Source organism: Acidobacteriota bacterium, assembly GCA_030949985.1.
In the GTDB taxonomy this organism is placed as follows: domain Bacteria; phylum Acidobacteriota; class Polarisedimenticolia; order J045; family J045; genus JALTMS01.
In genome coordinates, this window is the sequence record JAUZRX010000093.1 from 1 (window position 1) to 3,740 (window position 3,740).

General features: G+C 49.6%; 1 protein-coding gene. It reads left to right on the forward strand.

From position 1 onward, the window contains the following. A partial coding sequence (locus Q9Q40_14455; GenBank protein MDQ7008420.1) for a Ulp1 family isopeptidase occupies nt 1–2,838 on the forward strand: 2,838 nt, incomplete at its 5' end. Nucleotides 2,839–3,740 lie beyond the last annotated feature (902 nt).

The following is a 3,740-nucleotide window of genomic DNA, read 5'->3' on the forward strand; positions in this document are numbered from 1 at the left end:
AACGACAAGTACAAGCTGAAGACACCAAATGTTCTCCCATACCTGTACATTATCTTGAAGTTGCACAAGGAGCCTTGCAGGCCCTTTGACAGGTATATCGCCGGCCATTCTGAGTTAAACGTAGTCAAAGTTAATGGTATCACCGAACACAATCGCAGAAAGAACGGTCGATACCCAGGTGAAACAACTCTCACAGCACTAGGAAAACACGTCACACTGTTCCTTGACGCTATCATCGATATCCTTCTCTTCGAAGACAAGATACGTATGGAAAACGGCGATCCAAGACGCATCTGGATCATTCGCGATGCCGCCGAAAGCCTCACTGTCTTGTCAGGTGCCCAGCAAGTGCGCTGCGACGATTTCTCTACTATGTATACACAATTACCGCACGAGATGATCTTTACATGCGTAGAGCGTATGATAAAGCGGGCCCTTCAGTTCGTTGCTTCACACGTTCATCAATCGTCAACTCTAGACATCGATCGCCTGAAGTTCGTACCCCTGCACAAAAAGGACGAAGTTACCATCTTCAACTCATGGCAACTTGATGGCAGCAGTCAATGGCATTTCACCCCTACCATGGAGGCCATTCGTTTCATCGTTTCGAACGCTTATATCATGCAAGGTGACAAATTCGTCCGTCAAGCGAAAGGTTTAGGCATGGGACAAGAACCATCTGCCCCACTTGCCAATCTTACACTCGCAGCACATGAATTAGCCTTCGTAGATAGAGCCCTCGCGAAGCATGGACCCGCGCATGTAAGTTCTTCATTCAATAACTTCAAGCACGCTTGCCGTTACATCGATGATAGAGCTTCCAATCTTAACGCCAAAGATCTCCCAGCTTCTGAGGACTACAAGCTTCAGCTCCATGAAACCGGCAACTCCACCTCACCTGACGGCGCTCCTTTCCTCTTGTTCCATTTCCATACCATCGCCAATCAGCTGCACTTTACGATGAGAGATAAACAAAATGCTTTCCCATTCCAGCTAGTGCGATTTCCATCTCATGCCAGTACCATGCCTGAATCGAACAAGATCGGCTGCGTTATCTCCGGTCTCGTAGTCCCCTTCCGTTTCAGTCAAGATCTCCAAAAATTCACACAAGCTGTCTACCGACTCCTTAGTAACCTTTTCACCCGACGCTTTCTGTTACATACCATTCAAAGTGGAATTTCGAAGTTCATGCAGCGCCACGTAGACGACCAATCCCGACGCCAGCTGTATGACATCGTCTTCCGTCCAGTTTTGTCCATTTGGCCCTTCAAAAAAGACCCCCTAGGCAAGTCGGCACATTTGCCAGCCACAGTAACTATCCCGCTGGCTCCTAACGCCGTAACCCAAGACAGTACTATTCAACAATCATCTAATCTATCTTCATCACACCGCGATCGTTCACCAGAACCCTCGAGCAGACAAATGAGCCCCCCACGGAACACACTCTCCGACCCCTCTGACCTCACCGTAACACCCCTAGATGTTTCCTTCGCGGGCTCAGAGGTGCCACAGGATACTGAAAAGCTTACACGAACTGAAGTTTCTTTACTCTTGTCACCCGAGAACATTTCTACTCCTCCGCTTTCCGATGTTCCAAGTCTAGCGCATCTCCCTGCCGATATCCGCGCTTCCCGGACTGACTTGCTCGCGCTCAAGGAAGAAAAAGAACTCAATGACAAAGTTATAAATTCTTTCATCTTCCTTTTGACCCAGCTTCTCTCTTCTGCTAAAAAGGACGTTTACATCGCGTACACGCAGTTCTACGACACCCACATTTCCCAGCAGCAGCAACGGTCCATGAGGACACCGCCACTGGGTGACATCTTCTTACCAGTACACCTAAAACCTCTCAACGCCCAAGCGCACTGGATTATGCTGCACTACGCACAGCCCTTAAACAGCATACTGTGGTATGATTCTGCTCCAAGTTATGTTCCCTCCCTACGTATCAAGGCCCTTGACAATTTCTCCAAGTGGCTTCTCCGCACGCACAGCTCCCAACCCACCGTGCTCATCGGATCTAGCCCTATTCAAACGAATTCCACGGATTGTGGCGTCTTCGTGCTTTCCAACATTGTTTCTCGTCTTCAAGCAACAGTGTTCAACGCCAAAAGGACCTCCCCTCTACGAAGAAACCAAATCGAAGATCACCTTGTCAAGAATGACCTTGCCTCGCTGTTTAGCGCAGAGCCATCTAGCCCCTCACCCTCACGACTGGACAATCCAGTCGCATTCCCTGCTCTGCCGTCTGCATCTGGCTTGCGAAGTACCACGTATTCCCCATCGCAAAAGCCATCTTCTCCTTCACGCATTCAAGTAGCACCAGTCCCTGCCCCAATAGACTCCGACACCTACCCTCCCCTGGCGCATACGACTGTTCAGCAAACGATCACAGGAGAACTCGCCCGAGCAACCGAAGCAAACGAAACCAGCACCCCTACGCCAATAGCTCCCAAGCCGACCGCCAAAGCTTTAACTAAAGCTTTGCCCAAAGCTTCACCCAAGATATTCAACACTGCCCCCTTCGGTTCAACAACACCGTCTTTACAGCAGCCTGTGCCCAAACCCGCGCACAAACCTGTACCCAAGCCCGCTGTAAAACCTGCTGCGAAACCTTCTACAAAGCCTGCTGCGAAACCCGCCACGAAGCCCGCCACGAAGCCTTCTACAAAGCCAACTACGAAACCTGCAACCAAACCCGCTACAAAGCCCGCCGCGAAGGCTCGCACAAGACGCATACAATGCAAATGTGGAGCAAGAATGAATTTAGATGATGGAAATCTGTTATGTGAGTCGTACCAAACATGCCCATACAATCGCCCACTGACTCCAAAATAGAAAAGTGTTTTGTTGGTGCTTCTACTCTTCTACTGGGATACCTGGGACGTACCGGCCAGACCACCGTGAGCAAAACGCGTGTAGTAGTACTTCTACTACACTTCGAGACAAGATGGCTAGCAACAGCAAACGAAGTTACCAAGCTCACTTACGAGTCGTCCAACTCATTTATGAGTCGTTCAGCTTACCTATGAGTCGCCAAGCACCCGCAGTTGACTGCTCTAACGTGCCCCGTCATTATTTCAGACGATTCCCAGACACGACACACCTGCCTGCAAATCAGCCCGCAGGAGGACATTTCCGAACTATCACGGTTGTAAACCAGTAGACAGAACCGAACTCAGCATCGCACAACGTTCCGAAGAGTGATCAAGTAGTCATGAGGTCCCCCGCGAGTAGCGAGCGTGCGACGCAAGAGACGCTTAATGCGCACGCCCTGGTCTCACCTGGCTCAGACCTATCCATGTCAGGTCTCGCTTTCCTCACTTCTACTCTGCTTTACTCTTTGAGATTGTTGTTTCTAGGTACCTCTTGAGCTTCCCCCCATCGACGTACTGCAACTCCTCTACTACTCGTAGCGTGATGTTGGGCTCTACGTTCCTGGCACAGGCCATGGCGCATCAATTTTGTTCCAAGATGCTCACGATGCTTCATTCAGAATGCAAGCATAGGTCTCGTTCGCGATGACTTTTTTCACAGTTATACATCCTTTCCAAAAAACAAAAAAAGTACAGAAATACCCATCCCCAAAAAATCTTAAAAAATTGCCTCCAATCCGTAAGTTCGATGAAAGTAGCAGCTTCTGCTCCGGGTGCAGCGTCTTCAGTTTATGAACTACTGAAACACGGCACCTACGGAGAGTTATGCGCAGAGGAGGGGATTGATCTGGTTCCCTTAGTAGC